Origin of the sequence: Pseudomonas sp. T1.Ur (assembly GCF_023516725.1) — a bacterium.
GTDB lineage: Bacteria > Pseudomonadota > Gammaproteobacteria > Pseudomonadales > Pseudomonadaceae > Aquipseudomonas > Aquipseudomonas alvandae.
Genome location: NZ_JAMGSN010000001.1, coordinates 1,425,831 through 1,441,933 on the forward strand (window position 1 = coordinate 1,425,831; position 16,103 = coordinate 1,441,933).

At 60.7% G+C, this 16,103-nt stretch carries 21 protein-coding genes and 4 tRNA genes; 13 read left to right on the forward strand and 12 right to left on the reverse strand.

The genetic code is table 11. The features are described from left to right. Positions 1 to 6 precede the first annotated feature (6 nt). The 12 genes from accD to M8Q45_RS06480 all read left to right on the forward strand — a co-directional run bounded on the left by accD (position 7) and on the right by M8Q45_RS06480 (position 8,489). On the forward strand, positions 7 to 927 hold the full coding sequence (gene accD / locus M8Q45_RS06425) for an acetyl-CoA carboxylase, carboxyltransferase subunit beta (RefSeq protein ID WP_249873986.1): 921 nt from the start codon (positions 7 to 9) through the stop codon (positions 925 to 927). Continuing rightward, a complete protein-coding gene (folC, locus tag M8Q45_RS06430) occupies positions 924 to 2,231 on the forward strand; it encodes a bifunctional tetrahydrofolate synthase/dihydrofolate synthase (protein ID WP_249873987.1) in 1,308 nt (435 codons plus the stop codon). The genes accD and folC overlap by 4 nt, the downstream gene beginning before the upstream one ends. Next, positions 2,215 to 2,877, forward strand: a complete 663-nt coding sequence (locus M8Q45_RS06435; protein ID WP_249873988.1) for an SPOR domain-containing protein — start codon at positions 2,215 to 2,217, stop codon at positions 2,875 to 2,877. Before folC ends, M8Q45_RS06435 begins: the two co-directional genes overlap by 17 nt. A gap of 89 nt (positions 2,878 to 2,966) precedes the next feature. Next, positions 2,967 to 3,527, forward strand: coding sequence for a CvpA family protein (locus M8Q45_RS06440; protein ID WP_030142022.1), 561 nt, complete (start codon positions 2,967 to 2,969; stop codon positions 3,525 to 3,527). 41 nt (positions 3,528 to 3,568) lie between these two features. Beyond that, entirely contained in the window at positions 3,569 to 5,074 is a 1,506-nt protein-coding gene (gene purF, locus M8Q45_RS06445; protein ID WP_030142021.1) for an amidophosphoribosyltransferase, read from the forward strand. Positions 5,075 to 5,134: 60 nt separating this feature from the next. Next, the gene (locus M8Q45_RS06450) at positions 5,135 to 6,346 is read left to right on the forward strand and encodes an O-succinylhomoserine sulfhydrylase (protein ID WP_249873989.1); all 1,212 of its coding nucleotides are present in this window, start codon (positions 5,135 to 5,137) and stop codon (positions 6,344 to 6,346) included. Further along, positions 6,343 to 7,116 (forward strand): SDR family oxidoreductase, encoded by a 774-nt coding sequence (locus tag M8Q45_RS06455; RefSeq protein ID WP_249873990.1) that lies wholly within the window; start codon positions 6,343 to 6,345, stop codon positions 7,114 to 7,116. The genes M8Q45_RS06450 and M8Q45_RS06455 overlap by 4 nt, the downstream gene beginning before the upstream one ends. A 169-nt stretch (positions 7,117 to 7,285) precedes the next feature. Beyond that, positions 7,286 to 7,361, forward strand: a tRNA-Val gene (locus tag M8Q45_RS06460). 58 nt (positions 7,362 to 7,419) lie between these two features. Further along, positions 7,420 to 7,496 (forward strand) — tRNA-Asp (locus M8Q45_RS06465). Between the two features lie 89 nt (positions 7,497 to 7,585). After that, positions 7,586 to 7,662: transfer RNA gene (locus M8Q45_RS06470), tRNA-Asp, on the forward strand. Between the two features lie 279 nt (positions 7,663 to 7,941). Next, entirely contained in the window at positions 7,942 to 8,214 is a 273-nt protein-coding gene (locus M8Q45_RS06475; protein WP_249873991.1) for a CopG family ribbon-helix-helix protein, read from the forward strand. Then, positions 8,214 to 8,489: a type II toxin-antitoxin system RelE/ParE family toxin gene (locus tag M8Q45_RS06480; RefSeq protein ID WP_249873992.1), complete on the forward strand. Its 276-nt coding sequence runs from the start codon at positions 8,214 to 8,216 to the stop codon at positions 8,487 to 8,489. The genes M8Q45_RS06475 and M8Q45_RS06480 overlap by 1 nt, the downstream gene beginning before the upstream one ends. Positions 8,490 to 8,525: 36 nt before the next feature. Here M8Q45_RS06480 and M8Q45_RS06485 read toward each other — a convergent pair whose 3' ends face one another. Further along, positions 8,526 to 9,809 (reverse strand): NAD(P)/FAD-dependent oxidoreductase, encoded by a 1,284-nt coding sequence (locus M8Q45_RS06485; protein ID WP_249873993.1) that lies wholly within the window; start codon positions 9,807 to 9,809, stop codon positions 8,526 to 8,528. Positions 9,810 to 9,991: 182 nt separating this feature from the next. Here M8Q45_RS06485 and M8Q45_RS06490 point away from each other — a divergent pair. Next, positions 9,992 to 10,068: transfer RNA gene (locus M8Q45_RS06490), tRNA-Val, on the forward strand. A gap of 109 nt (positions 10,069 to 10,177) precedes the next feature. Here M8Q45_RS06490 and M8Q45_RS06495 read toward each other — a convergent pair. The 11 genes from M8Q45_RS06495 to M8Q45_RS06545 form a co-directional block, all read right to left on the reverse strand. Beyond that, the gene (locus tag M8Q45_RS06495) at positions 10,178 to 11,314 is read right to left on the reverse strand and encodes a tyrosine-type recombinase/integrase (RefSeq protein WP_249873994.1); all 1,137 of its coding nucleotides are present in this window, start codon (positions 11,312 to 11,314) and stop codon (positions 10,178 to 10,180) included. After that, positions 11,314 to 11,547 carry a hypothetical protein gene (locus tag M8Q45_RS06500; protein WP_055135598.1) on the reverse strand — a complete coding sequence of 78 codons (234 nt, stop codon included), beginning with the start codon at positions 11,545 to 11,547 and terminating at the stop codon, positions 11,314 to 11,316. The genes M8Q45_RS06495 and M8Q45_RS06500 overlap by 1 nt, the downstream gene beginning before the upstream one ends. Positions 11,548 to 11,592: 45 nt before the next feature. Beyond that, positions 11,593 to 11,931 carry a hypothetical protein gene (locus M8Q45_RS06505; protein WP_249873995.1) on the reverse strand — a complete coding sequence of 113 codons (339 nt, stop codon included), beginning with the start codon at positions 11,929 to 11,931 and terminating at the stop codon, positions 11,593 to 11,595. Between the two features lie 314 nt (positions 11,932 to 12,245). Then, positions 12,246 to 12,428, reverse strand: a complete 183-nt coding sequence (locus M8Q45_RS06510; protein ID WP_249873996.1) for a hypothetical protein — start codon at positions 12,426 to 12,428, stop codon at positions 12,246 to 12,248. Positions 12,429 to 12,513: 85 nt separating this feature from the next. Further along, positions 12,514 to 13,041 carry an ead/Ea22-like family protein gene (locus tag M8Q45_RS06515; protein WP_249873997.1) on the reverse strand — a complete coding sequence of 176 codons (528 nt, stop codon included), beginning with the start codon at positions 13,039 to 13,041 and terminating at the stop codon, positions 12,514 to 12,516. Further along, positions 13,038 to 13,427 (reverse strand): ASCH domain-containing protein, encoded by a 390-nt coding sequence (locus M8Q45_RS06520; RefSeq protein WP_249873998.1) that lies wholly within the window; start codon positions 13,425 to 13,427, stop codon positions 13,038 to 13,040. Before M8Q45_RS06520 ends, M8Q45_RS06515 begins: the two co-directional genes overlap by 4 nt. A 50-nt stretch (positions 13,428 to 13,477) precedes the next feature. Continuing rightward, positions 13,478 to 13,657 carry a hypothetical protein gene (locus tag M8Q45_RS06525; RefSeq protein WP_249873999.1) on the reverse strand — a complete coding sequence of 60 codons (180 nt, stop codon included), beginning with the start codon at positions 13,655 to 13,657 and terminating at the stop codon, positions 13,478 to 13,480. Continuing rightward, positions 13,654 to 14,562 carry a hypothetical protein gene (locus M8Q45_RS06530; protein WP_249874000.1) on the reverse strand — a complete coding sequence of 303 codons (909 nt, stop codon included), beginning with the start codon at positions 14,560 to 14,562 and terminating at the stop codon, positions 13,654 to 13,656. Before M8Q45_RS06530 ends, M8Q45_RS06525 begins: the two co-directional genes overlap by 4 nt. Continuing rightward, positions 14,552 to 15,346 carry a hypothetical protein gene (locus tag M8Q45_RS06535; protein ID WP_249874001.1) on the reverse strand — a complete coding sequence of 265 codons (795 nt, stop codon included), beginning with the start codon at positions 15,344 to 15,346 and terminating at the stop codon, positions 14,552 to 14,554. The genes M8Q45_RS06530 and M8Q45_RS06535 overlap by 11 nt, the downstream gene beginning before the upstream one ends. Next, positions 15,343 to 15,657 (reverse strand): DUF4406 domain-containing protein, encoded by a 315-nt coding sequence (locus M8Q45_RS06540; RefSeq protein WP_249874002.1) that lies wholly within the window; start codon positions 15,655 to 15,657, stop codon positions 15,343 to 15,345. The genes M8Q45_RS06535 and M8Q45_RS06540 overlap by 4 nt, the downstream gene beginning before the upstream one ends. Next, positions 15,654 to 16,091 (reverse strand): YoqU family phage-derived protein, encoded by a 438-nt coding sequence (locus M8Q45_RS06545; protein WP_249874003.1) that lies wholly within the window; start codon positions 16,089 to 16,091, stop codon positions 15,654 to 15,656. The genes M8Q45_RS06540 and M8Q45_RS06545 overlap by 4 nt, the downstream gene beginning before the upstream one ends. Between the last annotated feature and the right edge of the window lie 12 nt (positions 16,092 to 16,103).

Genomic DNA, 16,103 nt, shown 5'->3' on the forward strand with positions numbered 1-16,103 from the left:
GAAAGCATGAGCAACTGGTTGGTAGACAAACTGATCCCTTCGATCATGCGTTCCGAGGTAAAGAAAAGCTCGGTGCCTGAAGGTCTGTGGCACAAATGTCCATCCTGCGAGGCGGTGCTCTACCGTCCCGAGCTGGAAAAGACCCTGGACGTTTGCCCCAAGTGCAACCACCACATGCGCATCGGCGCGCGTGCCCGTATCGATATTTTCCTGGACGCTGAAGGCCGCGTGGAGCTGGGCGCTGACCTGGAGCCGGTGGACCGCCTGAAGTTTCGCGACGGCAAGAAGTACAAGGATCGCCTGACCGCTGCCCAGAAGCAGACCGGTGAAAAAGACGCCCTGGTCTCCATGAGCGGTACCCTGCTGGGCATGCCGGTGGTGGTATCGGCCTTCGAGTTCTCCTTCATGGGTGGCTCCATGGGCGCCATCGTCGGCGAGCGTTTCGTTCGTGCGGCCAACCATGCCCTGGAAAACCGTTGCCCGATGATCTGCTTCGCCGCTTCCGGCGGTGCGCGGATGCAGGAAGCCCTGATCTCGCTGATGCAAATGGCCAAGACCTCCGCGGTGCTGGCGCGTCTGCGCGAAGAAGGCATTCCGTTCATCTCGGTGCTGACCGACCCGGTCTACGGCGGCGTTTCCGCCAGCCTGGCGATGCTGGGCGACGTGATCGTCGGCGAGCCGAAAGCGCTGATCGGCTTTGCCGGCCCGCGTGTGATCGAGCAGACCGTGCGTGAAAAGCTGCCGGAAGGTTTCCAGCGCAGTGAGTTCCTCCTCGAACACGGCGCCATCGACATGATCATTCATCGTCAGGAACTGCGTCCGCGCCTGGGCAATCTGTTGGCGCAACTGATGGGCCTGCCGACGCCCAAGTTCGTCGCTACGCCGATCGAGCCGATGGTGGTTCCGCCGGTGCCTGCAGGCCTATGACCCAACGTACCCTGGGCGAGTGGCTTGCCTACCTTGAGCGGTTGCACCCATCGGCCATCGACATGGGGTTGGAACGCTCGCAAGCGGTAGCGTCCCGCATGGGACTGGCCAAGCCGGCGCCCCGGGTCATCACCGTCACCGGCACCAACGGCAAGGGGTCGACCTGCGCCTTCCTGGCCTCGCTGCTGCGGGCCCAGGGGTTGAATGTCGGTGTCTACAGTTCGCCGCACCTGCTGCGCTATAACGAGCGCGTGCAAGTCAACGGAATCGAAGCCTCTGACGCGCAACTGTGCGAAGCCTTCGCGGCGGTGGAAGCCGGGCGCGGCGAGACCTCCTTGACCTATTTCGAGATGGGCACCCTCGCGGCGTTCTGGCTGTTCGCCCGTGCCGGCCTGGATGCCGTCGTGCTGGAAGTTGGCCTGGGTGGGCGGCTGGATACGGTCAATCTCGTGGATGCGGACGTCGCGCTGGTCACCAGCATTGGCGTGGACCATGCCGACTACCTCGGTGATACCCGCGAATCCGTGGCTTTCGAGAAGGCCGGCATCTTTCGCCAGGGCGCGCCAGCGCTCTGCGGCGATCTCGATCCGCCGCAACCGCTGCTGGATAAGGTGCGCGAGTTGAGCTGTCCGTTTTTTCTGCGCGGGCGGGATTTCGACCTCGCCATGACCGAGCAGCATTGGCAATGGCGCGGCAGCGATGCCAAGGGCAACCCGGTGGAGCTGCATGACCTGCCGCCGCTGGACTTGCCGATGGAAAACGCCGCGCTGGCGCTCCAAGCCTACCTTCTGTTGGGCCTGCCGTGGGAAGCCGGGCAGATTGTCCAGGCGTTGCAGGCGACCCGGGTCGTCGGTCGTCTCGATCGCCGCTCGTTCGATTGGCAAGGCAAGCGCCTGAACCTGTTGCTGGACGTCGGCCACAACCCCCACGCGGCGCTGTATCTGGCGGAACGCCTGGCGCGCCGCCCGGTGGCAGGTAAGCGCCTGGCGGTGTTCGGGCTGCTATCGGACAAGGACCTGGATGGCGTTGTCGACGCGTTGAATGCTAGTGTCCAGCACTGGGCCGTGGCGCCGCTGGATTCGCCGCGTTCGCGTCCGGCCAGTGAGTTGCAGGCCGCCTTGCAGCGTCGTGGCGCTTCGGTGGATGCTTATGGCAGCGTCGCCGCCGCCCTGGAAGGGCAGTGCGCCCTGGCGACACCCGATGACGAGATCCTGTTGTTCGGCTCATTTTTTTGCGTTGCCGAGGCCCTGCAATGGCTGGCCCGGCGCTCCACGGAGGAAGCTGCAGATGGCATTGCTGGATAAGGCGTACAAGCAGCGCATGGTCGGGGCCCTGGTATTGGTGGCGCTGGCGGTGATCTTCCTGCCGATGCTGTTTTCCCGTCAGGACGAGCAGCGCCAGGTCACGGTTGATGCGCCGGCCGCCCCACAGGCGCCTTCGGTGCCGCCTGTGCAGGTTGAGCAGGTCGCGGTTCCCGAGCCCCAGGCGCTGCCCCAGGAGCCAGTGCCGAGCGATGAAGAGCTGGCCCAGGAACCTGCAGCGCCAACAGCGCCAACAGCGCCTGTCGCGCCCGCTCCGACTGTGCCGAGCAAACCGGTCGCCGCTCCAGCGCCTGTTCCGGCGGCACCTGCTATCAAGCCAGCCCCGACCCAGCCGATCACCGCAGCCCCCAAGCCGGACACCACGCAAAGCCGCGTGGATGCCAATGGCCTGTCGGTCAGCTGGTCGGTACAACTGGCCAGCCTGACCAGTCGTGACAGCGCCGAAAAACTGCAGAAAAACCTGCGCAGCCAGGGCTACAACGCCTACATCCGTTCTGCCGATGGCAAGAATCGGGTCTTTGTCGGTCCGTTGATCGAGCGTGCCGAGGCCGACCGCCTTCGCGACCTGCTCAATCGCCAGCAGAACCTCAAGGGCTTCGTGGTGCGCTTCCAGCCGGAGCGCGGTTGACCGCCATTTGGCTGATTTGAATCACGCAGCTTACCGACAGCCCTGCGCTCTGCTAAAATGCGCCGCCTTATCCGTCTGTAGGCTGCACCGTGCCATTTACCTGGGTTGACTGGGCGATCGTTGCAATCGTCGCCATCTCCGCTTTGATCAGTCTGAGTCGCGGCTTCGTCAAGGAAGCGCTCTCGCTGCTGACCTGGATCATTGCGGGAGTCGTAGCCTGGATGTTTGGTGGCTCGCTGTCCCAGTACCTCGCCGGATACATCGAAACACCGTCGGCCCGCGTGATCGCGGGCTGTGCCATCTTGTTTATCGCCACCTTGCTGGTGGGCGCAATGATCAATTATCTGATCGGCGAACTGATTCGCGTCACCGGGCTTTCCGGGACGGACCGGTTCCTGGGCATGGCCTTCGGCGCGGCGCGTGGCGCGTTGCTGGTGGTCGTCGCCGTCGGGCTGTTGAGCCTGGGGCCGGTACAGCAGGATACGTGGTGGCAGGAGTCCCGGCTCGTGCCACAATTTCTATTGGTCGCAGACTGGTCCAAGAACCTGATCCTGGGTTGGAGCAGTCAGTGGCTTGCCAGCGGTATCAGCGTACCCGCTGAAATACCGTTCAAGGAACATCTCTTGCCGACGGCCAAAACGCCGCAGTGAGTGTTGTTCAGTTCAGATCCATTAAGTAGGGGTTGCGTCGCATGTGTGGCATCGTCGGTATCGTCGGTAAGTCGAACGTCAATCAGGCGCTGTATGACGCGCTAACCGTGCTCCAGCACCGCGGCCAGGACGCTGCCGGTATCGTGACCAGCCATGACGGCCGGTTATTCCTGCGCAAGGACAACGGCCTGGTGCGTGACGTGTTCCACCAGCGTCACATGCAACGCCTGGTCGGCCACATGGGCATCGGCCATGTGCGCTACCCGACAGCGGGCAGCTCGACTTCGGCCGAAGCCCAGCCGTTCTACGTCAACTCGCCGTACGGCATCACCTTGGCGCACAACGGCAACCTGACCAATGTCGAGCAGCTGGCCAAGGAGATCTACGAATCTGACTTGCGCCACGTCAATACCAGTTCCGACTCGGAAGTGATGCTCAACGTCTTCGCCCACGAGCTGGCCCAGCGCGGCAAGCTGCAGCCGACTGAAGAAGACGTGTTCGCCGCCGTGACCGACGTGCACAACCGTTGCGTGGGTGGTTATTCCGTGGTAGCGATGATCACCGGCTACGGCATCGTCGGCTTCCGCGACCCGCACGGTATTCGTCCGATCGTGTTCGGCCAGCGTCACACCGACGAAGGCGTCGAGTACATGATCGCCTCCGAGAGCGTGTCCCTGGACGTGCTCGGTTTCACCCTGATTCGCGACCTGGCCCCGGGCGAAGCGGTCTACATCACTGAAGACGGCAAGCTGTACACCCGCCAGTGCGCGACCAACCCGAGCCTGACCCCGTGCATCTTCGAACACGTCTACCTGGCGCGCCCGGACTCGATCATCGACGGTATCTCGGTCTACAAGGCGCGCCTGCGCATGGGCGAGAAACTGGCCGACAAGATCCTGCGCGAGCGTCCGGACCATGACATCGACGTGGTCATCCCGATCCCGGACACCAGTCGCACCGCGGCCCTGGAACTGGCGAACCACCTGGGTGTGAAGTTCCGCGAAGGCTTCGTGAAGAACCGCTACATCGGCCGTACCTTCATCATGCCGGGCCAGGCCGCACGGAAGAAATCCGTACGCCAGAAACTCAATGCCATCGAGCTGGAATTCCGCGGCAAGAACGTGATGCTGGTGGACGATTCCATCGTGCGCGGCACCACTTGCAAGCAGATCATCCAGATGGCCCGCGAAGCTGGCGCCAAGAATGTCTATTTCTGCTCGGCGGCCCCGGCCGTGCGCTACCCGAACGTCTACGGCATCGACATGCCGAGTGCCCATGAGCTGATCGCTCATAACCGCACGACCCAGGAAGTGGCCGACCTGATCGGCGCCGACTGGCTGATCTACCAGGACCTGCCGGACCTCATCGAAGCGGTGGGTGGCGGCAAGATCAAGATCGAGCAGTTCGATTGCGCGGTATTCGACGGCAAGTACGTCACCGGCGACATCGACGAGGCCTACCTGAACCGGATCGAGAACGCGCGTAACGACGCGTCCAAGGCCAAGACTCAGGCGGTCAGCGCGATCATCGATCTGTACAACAACTAAGTGACACCCAACCGGCCCTGAGGGGCCGGTTTGCGTTCAACCGAATAAAGGAGTGGCAGCATGAGTCAGGATTGGGATGCCGGTCGGCTGGACAGCGACCTTGAAGGCGTAGCGTTCGATACCCTGGCGGTTCGCGCGGGCCAGCACCGTACGCCGGAAGCCGAACATGGCGATCCGATGTTCTTCACCTCCAGCTACGTGTTCCGCACCGCTGCCGATGCGGCTGCGCGCTTTGCCGGTGAAGTGCCGGGCAACGTCTATTCGCGTTATACCAACCCCACCGTGCGGGCTTTCGAGGAGCGTATCGCCGCCCTGGAAGGTGCCGAGCAAGCGGTTGCCACTGCCACTGGCATGGCCGCGATCATGGCTGTAGTGATGAGTTTTTGCAGTGCCGGCGACCACGTGCTGGTGTCGCGCAGCGTCTTCGGCTCGACCATCAGCCTGTTTGAAAAGTATTTCAAGCGTTTCGGCGTGGAAGTCGATTACGTGCCCCTGGCGGACCTTTCCGCTTGGGATGCTGCCATCAAGGCCAATACCAGGCTGCTCTTCGTCGAGTCACCTTCCAACCCCCTGGCCGAGCTGGTGGACATCGCCGCGCTGGCGGAAATCGCCCATGCCAAGGGCGCGATGCTGGTGGTCGATAACTGCTTCTGCACGCCGGCGCTGCAACAACCGCTGAAGCTGGGCGCGGACGTGGTGGTGCATTCGGCGACCAAGTTCATCGATGGCCAGGGCCGTTGCATGGGCGGTGTCGTCGCCGGTCGTGGCGAACAGATGAAAGAGGTCGTGGGCTTCCTGCGCACCGCCGGGCCGACCCTCAGTCCGTTCAACGCCTGGGTCTTCCTCAAGGGCCTGGAAACCCTCGGCTTGCGCATGAAGGCCCATTGCGCCAACGCCCAGGCCCTGGCCGAGTGGCTGGAGCAGCAGGACGGCATCGAGAAAGTGCATTACGCCGGCCTCAAGAGTCATCCGCAACATGAACTGGCCTTGCGTCAGCAACGCGGTTTCGGCGCGGTGGTGAGCTTCGAAGTCAAGGGCGGCAAGGAAGGCGCCTGGCGCTTCATCGACGCGACCCGATTGATTTCCATCACCGCCAACCTGGGTGACAGCAAGACCACCATTACCCATCCGAGCACCACGTCCCACGGTCGCCTGTCGCCGCAGGAGCGTGAGTCGGCGGGTATTCGTGACAGCCTGATCCGCGTGGCGGTCGGCCTCGAAGATGTGGCGGATTTGCAAGCCGACCTGGCTCGCGGGTTGGCGGCCTTGTGATCGAGCTGGCTACGCCGCCGAGCGGTACTCATGGCCGGGTTGCATTGGTTACGGGCGCCGCGCGGGGCATCGGCCTCGGTATTGCCGCCTGGCTGATCTGTGAAGGTTGGCAGGTGGTGCTGACCGACCTGGACCGCGAGCGCGGTTCCAAGGTGGCGAAAACCCTGGGTGACAACGCCTGGTTCATCGCCATGGACGTGGCGGATGAGGCGCAGGTGGCCACCGGCATCGCCGAAGTACTCGGGCAGTTCGGAAGGCTCGACGCGCTGGTGTGCAACGCGGCCATCGCCGATCCGCACAACATCACCTTGGAAAGCCTGGACCTGGCTCATTGGAATCGAGTCCTGGCGGTGAACCTGGGTGGGCCGATGTTGCTGGCCAAGCACTGCGCGCCGTACCTGCGGGCCCACAACGGCGCCATCGTCAATTTGGCCTCGACCCGCGCCGCGCAGTCGGAGCCGGACACCGAGGCCTATGCGGCAAGCAAGGGCGGCCTGCTGGCCCTGACTCACGCCCTGGCGATCAGCCTCGGGCCGGAGATCCGGGTCAATGCCGTGAGTCCTGGCTGGATCGACGCGCGAGACCCCTCACAACGTCGTGCGCAGCCGCTCACCGACGCCGATCACGCCCAGCATCCGGCGGGCAGGGTAGGCACGGTGGAGGACGTGGCGGCGATGGTGGCGTGGTTGTTGTCGCGCAACGCCGGTTTTGTGACCGGGCAGGAGTTCGTGGTGGACGGCGGCATGACCAAGAAAATGATTTATGAGTGAGGGGCAGCTGCAAGCGGCAAGTTTTAAGCTGCAAGCAGCGTGGTGCGGGTCCGGTGCTTTTACTTGTAGCTTGGCGCTTGCCGCTTGAAACTGTTTTTGAAAAAAATCCAACGCTGCTATTGACTTAGCTTCGGTACCTGCGTAAATTTCGCGGCCTCAACGCAGCAAAGGGTGATTAGCTCAGCCGGGAGAGCGTCTGCCTTACAAGCAGAATGTCGGCGGTTCGATCCCGTCATCACCCACCATGTTTCTTGAGAGTCTTGCGAAAGCAAGATGGAAGCTGTCAAAAGCCTCCACCGACGCGCAGCGGTAGTTCAGTCGGTTAGAATACCGGCCTGTCACGCCGGGGGTCGCGGGTTCGAGTCCCGTCCGCTGCGCCATATTTTCCGAAGCAGGTTCGCCTGGTTCGAGATCCAGGCCGAAAGGCTTTGATCAGACGAGTTAACTGGACGCAAGTCCATAGCGATACGCAGCGGTAGTTCAGTCGGTTAGAATACCGGCCTGTCACGCCGGGGGTCGCGGGTTCGAGTCCCGTCCGCTGCGCCATATCTGCTTCGAGGCCCACTGAACGCCTTGAAGCTAAGAAGAAAGCTACAAAGCTCCTTCTAGTCGATAGCAAAGACCCTGGTCGAAAGACCGGGGTTTTTTGTTTTTGTGGCTTGGTTTTTTTCTATCTCCCCTCATGCGCCCCTTGCCAATTCTGATGGCACGTTTGACGATGCATTCTTATTCAGTATGATTAACTTTAAATCGAATCGCCGAAGAACTGCGTAGAATCAGGCGACCTGAACTCAAGAAGCAGTAACGATTTGGAGTAATCCCGACATGACTACCACCGCCAAAACCCGATCTGTCACGGCCCACGTCCCTGAGCACCTGGCCCAAAAAGTTGATTTGATGGCAGAGCGTCTGGAGCGCTCCAAAAACTGGATCGTTAAACAGGCACTGGCGGCTTGGATAGATCAGGAAGAAGAGCGTAGTCGCTTGACTCATGAGGCCCTGGCTGATGTTGACGCTGGTCGGGTGATTGACCACCAAGCTGTCCAAGCCTGGGCTGATAGCCTCAGCACCGACACTCCGCTGCCGGTACCACGCTGATGGAGTTGAAGTGGGCAAGCAAGGCGCTCTCTGATATCTCACGGCTTTACGAGTTTCTGGCGGCAGTGAATCAGCCTGCTGCAGCACGAACGGTGCAGCAGCTCACCGCTGCAACGATCACGTTGTTGACCAATCCGCGTATTGGTGAGCGCCTTGAAGAGTTCGAGCCACGGGATGTCCGCCGAATTCAAATCGGCCACTATGAGATGCGTTACGAAATAATAGATTCCACTGTTTACCTGTTGCGTCTGTGGCATACCCGCGAGGATCGATAACAGGGTTAACCGGCAGCGGGTGACGGATCGCGAATCTCAGAACCCAAGCTTGTCCCTCAACCCGTAATACCAAGCCCCCATCGCCGCAAACGGCGTACGCAACAATTGACCACCGGGGAAGGGGTAGTGCGGCAGGTCCGCAAACGCATCAAAACGCTCAGCCTGCCCACGCAGCGCCTCGGCCAGCACCTTGCCCGCCAGGTGCGTATACGTCACGCCATGGCCGCTGCAGCCCTGGGAATAATAAATGTTATCCCCCAGTCGCCCGACCTGCGGAAGACGCGACAACGTCAGCAGGAAATTGCCGGTCCAGGCGTAGTCGATCTTTACATCCTTGAGTTGCGGGAAGGCCTTGAGCATCTTCGGCCGAATGATCGCCTCGATGTTCGCCGGATCCCTCGCGCCATACACCACGCCGCCACCGAAGATCAGGCGCTTGTCGCCTGTCAGTCGGTAGTAATCGAGCAGGTAGTTGCAGTCTTCGACGCAATAATCCTGCGGCAACAGGCGATGAGCCAACTCTTCCCCCAAGGGCTCGGTGGCGATCACCTGGGTACCGCAAGGCATCGACTTGGCCGCCAGTTCCGGCACCAGATTGCCCAGGTAAGCATTGCCCGCCACGATAATGAACTTGGCCCTGACCTTGCCCTGCGGCGTATGCACAACCGGGCTGGCGCCACGCTCGATGCGCACCGCCGGCGATTGCTCGTAGATCACTCCGCCCAGCGACTCCACGGCCGCCGCTTCGCCCAACGCCAGGTTGAGCGGATGAATATGCCCGCCGCTCATGTCCAGCATGCCGCCGACGTACTCCTCGCACGCCACCACCTCGCGAATACGCCGCTGATCCAGCAGCTCCAGCTGCGTATGACCGAAACGCTCCCATAAACGCTTCTGCGACTCCAGATGACCCATCTGTTTGGCGGTGAGGGCGGCGAACACACCGCCATCTTTCAGGTCGCACTGAATCTGATACTTCGCCACCCGCTCACGAATGATCCGCCCACCCTCGAACGCCATGTTGCCGAGCAACTGCGCCTGCTGCGGACCGACGCTGCGTTCGATCACATCGATGTCGCGGCTGTAGCTGTTGACGATCTGCCCACCGTTGCGACCCGAAGCACCAAACCCAACCTTGGCTGCCTCAACGATCGTGACCTTGAAACCGTGCTCCAGCAAAAACAGCGCGGAAGACAACCCCGTATAGCCCGCACCGATCACGCACACATCGGTTTCGACCTCATCCTGCAGGGCAGGGCGCGACGGCGCCGGATTGGCCGATGCGGCGTAATACGACGCTGGGTAGGATGTGTTCGTCATTCTGGAACCTCTGTTTTATATTTTTTACGAATGCGGCGATCCTACCCGAGATAAAAATCCGCCGCCAGCCACCCCTAAATCTTCGTTGTATCTGTGAAATTAAATATTTTGCATATTCATAGGGTTAGGTGAAAAAAGGTGTTGACACCCCTCCGGAATTCCGTAGAATGCCGCCTCACAGCAGGCACGTAGCTCAGTTGGTTAGAGCACCACCTTGACATGGTGGGGGTCGTTGGTTCGAGTCCAATCGCGCCTACCAAACAAAATCCGCTCTGCTGGGCGGTCTAGAAGGGCTCACCGAAAGGTGGGCCCTTTTTTGTTGGCTGCGATTTTCAAAACTTTTGCAAAACTTTTGCAAAACTCCCACCTCAGAACGCCAGTTCGGCGCTCACCTCAACATAGTCGATCGTCTTGTCGCCGTGTCCCTCCTGATAGTGCTTGGTCATCTTCTCGTCCGCGTGGCCCAACAGCGCCTGGATGTATTCCTGCGGGAAGTTCTGCTGCTCGTAGAGCCACGCTCCTAAAGCGCGGATTTCGTGAAAAGTGGGGCGCTCACCGGCGGGCACATGGTCATAAGCGTGCGCCGCGTCCCGCGCCTTGCTGAACTCCTTGGTCAGATAATCCGGCGTTACCGACGTCCAGTGATCCTTCGCTTCGATCTGTTCCCGACGCCGCGCCTTCGGCTTGTAATGGATCAGGTAGGGCGAGACCAGCGGCGAGCGCAGGCACTCGCCGACGACTTCACGCAGCGCTGCACCCATGGTGATCTTCAGGTGAACCGGATTGTCGTAGCCCTGTGTCTTGCCCGGCGACACGGTCAGCGTGTTCTTGTCCATGTCGACCGCCGACTTCAACCAGGTCACGATATCCTCGCGGCGCTGGAGACTGGTCAGTGCCAGGCGAATTGCTCGCTTCAGCCAAGGTGGCGTTGTCGCTGCGTCGATGATCGACTTCAACCCCTCTAGTGTGTGCCGCTGCCGCTTCTTCTCCGCCTCTTTCTTCACCAGAGTTAGCTCGGCATTATTTCGCTCGGCCAGGCCCTTGGCCACGGCAAACGCGAATATCTGCACCCACAGCCCCCGGTGCTTGGTGTAGGCGTTGTTGCTGAACTGGTCCAGATACTCGGCCATCGCCAGCACGTCCATCTGCCCGATCAGCCTATCGCCAAGGTCCTGCCGGTAGCGCTCGATCTTGAATTTGATCTCTTCCAAGGTGCGAGCGGCGTATCCCTTATCCACCAGCCATTCATCGTGGAAGCGCTGGAGCAGGTTGCTGACAGTCGGCAGGCGGTCGCCCGTCAGCAGGGTGAGCAGTGCGCCATCGTCCACAACGAGCGCCGCCAGTTTCAAATTCGCCGCCCGGGCTAGTTTTATTGCCTCCTCTATGGGGCGGTTGATGCTCGTCATCAGGCCGGTGATTGGGTTGCGGTACCGCCAATACTTCCCGTTGGGGTAGAGGTTCGGCGGTAACTTCCTGTTTTTCAGTGTGCGCGGCCGGGCAGCCATCAGCCGATCTCCATCATTTGGGCCAGCAGCGGGTCAGTAGAGCCCATCACTGCGGCCTGGACGTCCACAAAATACATCCCGCCTTTCACTTCTCCTGCCACCTCGCCTTCCTCAATCCATTTCTTCAGCTGCTGAACGCTCGGCTTTCCCCCGACGTAGCGCAGCTTCCTGTATTCGCTCACCTCCATAAGCCGGGGGAGCTTGATCGTCATTTGTGCAATGACCTTTGCCATGATGGTGCTCCATGCCGCGCGTGGCGGCAGAAGGTGGTGAGGGGGTCAGTCGCTGCTGGAGCGGGAGCCGCTGTCGCTCGAACTGGACGAGCTGCAGCTGTCACTCGATGAGTAACTGCTACCGCCGTCGTAGCTGGAATAACTGCTGGTATCGCAATGACTGGTCGACCGAGCTGGCTCGTAGGTATCGACCTGGTTCAACGGGTTGAAGGGGCTCAACGGGCTGAGAGGATTGAGTGGGTTGAGCAGATCCGATGACGGATCGTTTCTTGCCGACTGGGACGCCGAAGCGGAGAAGCTGCTGGCCGATCGGCTGGCCGGACTTGGTGCGACGACTTTATCGGCGGGCTTGCGGCGGAAGCGCTTTTTCAGGAAATCGAACATGTAGGAATTCCTCGCCCGCTGTTTATCGGTGGGCATTTTCGTTTAATTGAGTGGGAAATTTCTTAAACAGCTTTTTCGCGGGAGGTCACAGGCGATTGCTGGTTAAACGCCGTGTTTAATAAGGGCTCAACCAATCAATGAGGCGTGATTCATGCGAGAAGCGTTGCGGTGGTTAAACAGGATTTTGCAGTCGGTGTTTGTGGTGACGGCGTTGCTTGCTTTCGGTACGGCGTTGGCGCTCACCGTTTTGCGGCACTCTTTCTGCTGAAGTGCTGCCGCCCGCCGTTCACCGGCAGGCTGTAGGTGGATTGGGGTTAGGAGCGGTGGCCGCGTTTACAGAACCAGTCGAGCGCATTGCAGATCAGTGGGTTGTCGAACCAATCCTCTATCTCTCGGCACTCTTCGCGATCACGGTAAAAGGTCGGGCCGAGATAGTTGTGCCAGACCATGAAAACGCGGCTCCCATCGGATAAACGGAGCTTGTGCAGCGGCGACATGCAGATGAATCCGTGCTCGATCCGGATGCACGTCATGGCCTCGTCCCCCGATATATCAGGTGGGCCATGTAGAGCATGGGGAGGATCATGGCTGTGGCTCCTTGCGTGAGGCGATAACCGCGTCGACAAGCACGTCAAGCTCGCCGCCGTTTACCACGACGTTTTCGGGAGTGAGCCCGGCGAACAGGCCGCCGTTATGGATGGTGTCCAAGTCGGCCTGGCGCAGGACCTCGTAGCGCTCAGCATTCTTGCGCAGCGCGGTCAGCTCGGCATCCCAGTCGAAATTCGCAAGTTCAACTATTTGCGCTCTCCCAATCTGGGCGCGAAGCTCCTCGTTCTCGTCCCGGAGTCGATCGATCTCTTTTTTCAGTCGCAGCCCGCAGGCGTACTTCATGCCGTTGCGGGCTTCGTCGAGATCGTCCAGCAGGGCCAGTACTACGGCGGGGTTGGCGGCGGCAATGAAGCGCGCTGTAGGGCAGTCGCCATCCTCCTCGAAGGTTTCGCATACGGCCTCACAGTCGCGGTCGACGACCTGCTTGATTCCGCCATGCTGATACCAGGGCCCGGCTGGCGCAGCTATGGCCAGCCGCTTCAGTTCGGCGTTGTCGGTCATGGCGTCACCAGTTCGTCAGGTACATCAAAGAAGCCGAGCCGGCCCTTGAGCGGGGTAAATGGCAGCGGTTTCGGATCGCGCAGCAGGAAGGCCTTTTGCCCCATGTACCAGGGCGAATCGCTGGAATCTAGGCTGTCGCCCAGCTCAGCCGAGCCGATGATGCCGCCGCACCAGTACTGCTTCAGCTCATCGAAACACGGCGGCTGATTCAGTCCTTGGCTGTGGCAGAAATTGCAGGCATCTGCGTATTCCTTTTGGGTCATGCCCTTGGCGGCGTGTACCAGGAATCGACCGCGCAGCTTCGTGTGCCAGGAGCGGTTCTCGATGTCCTTGCCGCCGTGGATGATCAGCCATGACCAGGGCTGGCGAATGGATAGGGCTTTCATCGGCAACACTTTTCCTTGCCGCTATAGCGGCTGACTTTGAAGGGGGAGGGTTACGGGTAGTTCTTGCTGACGCGCTTGGCGATGGCTTCGAGCCTTTCGGCCATGGCCCACATGTCGTTGTTGTCGCGGCGGGATGTCACGGGGGAGCGATGGACGTTGCGACCCATCAGGATTCCCGCTGCCATCAGGATCAGCCAGGCCTCAAGCTTTCGTCGCAGGGCGTGTTTCATGGTTTCACCACCGCTACCGGCGCGGGCTGCTCGGCGTAGAGTGGCTGAGCCTGTCCGCCGTCAGAGCTGTTGTGAAACATTTCTGCCACCGATGCTTTGGTCGTAGCGAACCAATCGCTAGAGTCTGAAACCCTGAATCGCCACGCCACCGGCTGGCCCCGCCCCTTGTCGGCTGGCGCGGATTGCTCACCCACAACGATCATTTCTCCGGCAAGTTCCTCAGCCGCTTCGATCTCATCTTCAAAGTCGCCGGATTCATCAGTTGCACCGATAGTCTGCGCCATTCGTTCGATCAGGCTGCCTCCTTTTACCAACAACTCCCGCGCCTTGGTCAGTTCGGCTTGCTTCTGCGCGTGCAGGTTTACGAAACCTTGGCAGGTGGATTTCAGCCGTTCCACCTCAGCCCGTAGGTCGATGGCGTTCTGTGCATAGGCCTCTTTGTCAGCGTTTGCGCTGGTCAGTTCGGATTGCAGGTCGGCGCACTGGCCCTGCAGGTCAACTGTTCGACCAACGGCCTTTGTTACCTCTTCGCTTTGCGCTTTGCGTATGCCAGCAGCCGCTTCTTTCCAGCTTGAAAAATCTTTGCTCAGCCGTTCCACCTCAGCCTGTAGCCGGGTGACGTTTCCTATCAGCTCATCAAACAGTGGGCGACTGGTCTCTACCGCGATACGCATCCAAGCATCTGGGCAGGCCTTGCGGTCCAGCGCTTCGCGCACCTTGAGGGCCAAGTCGAAGCCATCCCCGCCAGCAGGCGGCACAGGGTCAGCGAGTAATTCTCGGATCTCGGCCTGCGCCCGGCCACGGGCGATGATGTCCGCGTTGTTCACTGCCAACGATTCCTTGCCGGGGCGCATCACGGCGCGCTCGACCAGCTCCCGCGACAGGGTGATTGTTTTATTGGTCATGGCTTTCAGCCTCGGCGGTTGGTTTGAGGGCGGCGGCGCTGTGCCGGTATAGGTAAACGATCAGATCATTCAGGGATTTCCGCTGCATGCCGAGGCTTGAGTCCCGGACCTTCTCGGCCAGTGACAGTGCCTCGTTCAAGTGCTCCCTATAGACCGAACAATTGTCAGCACGGCTTTCTGCCAAACCCTTGAGTGATAGCTTCACGCGATTCAGGCGCCCAACCTCTTCCTCCAGCTCATCAACCCGCTGATCCTGCACTGTGAGGCGCAGCTGCAGGGCGTCACGCTCGGCGGTGACCCGGTCGAGCTCAGTGCTGGCGCTGGCATCGATCATCGGCAGCCATCCGACGGGTGTGCCGACGCCCTGCGTGAAGTGGTCGTGAGTCCAGCACCACCCCGCGAAACGCCAGGCATCCTCGCCATCGTTGTCGAAGTTGTTCGCGCCAATCGTCGGAGCTTCGTCAGCATCTTCGGTCGAATGCTCATCGAAGCTGACCAGCAGGCGAAGCAGCGTTCCATCCTTCGGTGCGCTCTCCATGTCGCGCCATTTCGGATCGTGGTTTTCTTGGGTTCCGCATTTGGTACAGACCAGCAAGAACTCGCCGTCGTCAGTCCATTCGTGATCGCACACCGACTTTGCATCCGATTCAGGCGGTGCAGGGGCGGCGGCCATGGCCTCGAACCACATCTGCAACACCCCATTCCCTTTCTTCCGCTCGGTCGTCATCGCGTCAAGAATCGATTGCGTAGGCTCAACCGGCACCAGCTTCCACTTACTGCTCATCCTGCAATCTCCATCGATACCAGATCATGGGCATTCACGAGCCGCATGCCGAGTTCCTTGCCGATGTGCACTTCGAGGCTGGCGCCGCGGGAATCCTGCCAGCCGGGCAGGGTGGCCACGGTGTCGCATTCCATCAGGGCCTTGATGTCGCGGCGCATGCATTCGCTCCAGGTGACCGGGTCCGGGTTGAGCTCGGCGGGGTTGATGACGCTGTGCCCGGCGGCGCGCAGGGTGGCGGCCGTGGAATGGAACAGCGGGAAGTTCAGGTCCAGCATGTTGGTCATGGGACCGCTGAGGTAGATGCGCTTCATGCGGCCTCCTGGGCTTCGGCTGGCTTGCGAATCAGCCCAAGGCGAACGCCTTCATCGCGAACAATCAGGATGTCATCACCGTATCCCCATGGGTTTTCGAAGCCGTTGTCCATCTTTGGCTGGAAGTACCCGTAGCGCATCTTCGAGTCATCGAGGACGAATCTGCCGATCGACCCGACCAGGCTCTTCAGCGTGCCGCCGTGCGAGAAGCCATCCCATTCACCCTCTTTGGCGACGTTGACCCGGGCGCTGGTGTAGTCGTCGTGAAGCCAGACAATTGTTCCGCGGGCGTTCATCGACAGGTAGGCGTCATGGCCCGCGCCTTTGTTGCGGAAAAAACGCCGGCCGCAGCGGGCAATGACCTGGATGAAAGCGTTGGCGGCATCGAGTCGTTCCTGGCGGAGCTGGCCGAGGGATTTCTTTTCTGCGGGCATGGCTATGTCCTT

Excerpts from the sequence above, each read along its gene's own strand:
- M8Q45_RS06480 (WP_249873992.1), top strand. The coding sequence starts at position 8,214 with ATGGAGTTGAAGTGGGCAAGCAAGGCGCTCTCTGATATCTCACGGCTT.
- M8Q45_RS06535 (WP_249874001.1), bottom strand. The coding sequence starts at position 15,346 with ATGAGCAGTAAGTGGAAGCTGGTGCCGGTTGAGCCTACGCAATCGATT.
- M8Q45_RS06435 (WP_249873988.1), top strand. The coding sequence starts at position 2,215 with ATGGCATTGCTGGATAAGGCGTACAAGCAGCGCATGGTCGGGGCCCTG.
- M8Q45_RS06500 (WP_055135598.1), bottom strand. The coding sequence starts at position 11,547 with ATGGCAAAGGTCATTGCACAAATGACGATCAAGCTCCCCCGGCTTATG.
- M8Q45_RS06515 (WP_249873997.1), bottom strand. The coding sequence starts at position 13,041 with ATGACCGACAACGCCGAACTGAAGCGGCTGGCCATAGCTGCGCCAGCC.
- M8Q45_RS06540 (WP_249874002.1), bottom strand. The coding sequence starts at position 15,657 with ATGAAGCGCATCTACCTCAGCGGTCCCATGACCAACATGCTGGACCTG.
- M8Q45_RS06510 (WP_249873996.1), bottom strand. The coding sequence starts at position 12,428 with ATGTCGCCGCTGCACAAGCTCCGTTTATCCGATGGGAGCCGCGTTTTC.
- M8Q45_RS06495 (WP_249873994.1), bottom strand. The coding sequence starts at position 11,314 with ATGGCTGCCCGGCCGCGCACACTGAAAAACAGGAAGTTACCGCCGAAC.
- M8Q45_RS06485 (WP_249873993.1), bottom strand. The coding sequence starts at position 9,809 with ATGACGAACACATCCTACCCAGCGTCGTATTACGCCGCATCGGCCAAT.
- M8Q45_RS06520 (WP_249873998.1), bottom strand. The coding sequence starts at position 13,427 with ATGAAAGCCCTATCCATTCGCCAGCCCTGGTCATGGCTGATCATCCAC.
- M8Q45_RS06530 (WP_249874000.1), bottom strand. The coding sequence starts at position 14,562 with ATGACCAATAAAACAATCACCCTGTCGCGGGAGCTGGTCGAGCGCGCC.
- M8Q45_RS06475 (WP_249873991.1), top strand. The coding sequence starts at position 7,942 with ATGACTACCACCGCCAAAACCCGATCTGTCACGGCCCACGTCCCTGAG.
- M8Q45_RS06450 (WP_249873989.1), top strand. The coding sequence starts at position 5,135 with ATGAGTCAGGATTGGGATGCCGGTCGGCTGGACAGCGACCTTGAAGGC.
- purF (WP_030142021.1), top strand. The coding sequence starts at position 3,569 with ATGTGTGGCATCGTCGGTATCGTCGGTAAGTCGAACGTCAATCAGGCG.
- folC (WP_249873987.1), top strand. The coding sequence starts at position 924 with ATGACCCAACGTACCCTGGGCGAGTGGCTTGCCTACCTTGAGCGGTTG.
- M8Q45_RS06525 (WP_249873999.1), bottom strand. The coding sequence starts at position 13,657 with ATGAAACACGCCCTGCGACGAAAGCTTGAGGCCTGGCTGATCCTGATG.
- accD (WP_249873986.1), top strand. The coding sequence starts at position 7 with ATGAGCAACTGGTTGGTAGACAAACTGATCCCTTCGATCATGCGTTCC.
- M8Q45_RS06505 (WP_249873995.1), bottom strand. The coding sequence starts at position 11,931 with ATGTTCGATTTCCTGAAAAAGCGCTTCCGCCGCAAGCCCGCCGATAAA.
- M8Q45_RS06545 (WP_249874003.1), bottom strand. The coding sequence starts at position 16,091 with ATGCCCGCAGAAAAGAAATCCCTCGGCCAGCTCCGCCAGGAACGACTC.